A 436-nucleotide genomic window follows, 5' to 3' on the forward strand; every position below is an offset into this window, starting at 1 on the left:
ACCCTTTATCTTCCAAAAATCTTATATTTCTATTTACACTCATCCCTTTGTCTGCAATAATTGTGACGTTTTTTATTCCGTAGTATTTTTCTAATTCAAGCATAAATGATATAAATGTAGAAGAATCAGCAGTATTACCAGGAAAAACTTTGTAATGTAGTGGAATACCATTTTCATCTGTAATCAAACCAATAACAATTTGATCTTCCTTGAATTTACCATCTTTCGAGAACCCTGGTTTTCTAAAATTACCTCTTTTGAATGTTTCAAAATATGATGTTGTTGTGTCATATCATAAAACTTTAATATTTCTAGAACTGATTTTTGATATTTCCTGATTTAAATTTTTTAGTATTGTTTTTTGGTTTTGAGCTAGATAGTCTAATGAACGATAATATGAATTTTTGCAGTGCTCTGTAGCTGTTTCTTTCTTAAT

At 28.0% G+C, this 436-nt stretch carries 1 protein-coding gene; it reads right to left on the reverse strand.

What is annotated here, in order from left to right; genetic code table 4:
- On the reverse strand, positions 1-436 hold a 436-nt coding region (locus E1I18_RS03670; protein WP_141484232.1), incomplete at both ends, for an IS1634 family transposase.

This window comes from Mycoplasmopsis mucosicanis (genome assembly GCF_006546935.1).
Taxonomy (GTDB): Bacteria; Bacillota_I; Bacilli_A; order Mycoplasmatales; family Metamycoplasmataceae; genus Mycoplasmopsis; species Mycoplasmopsis mucosicanis.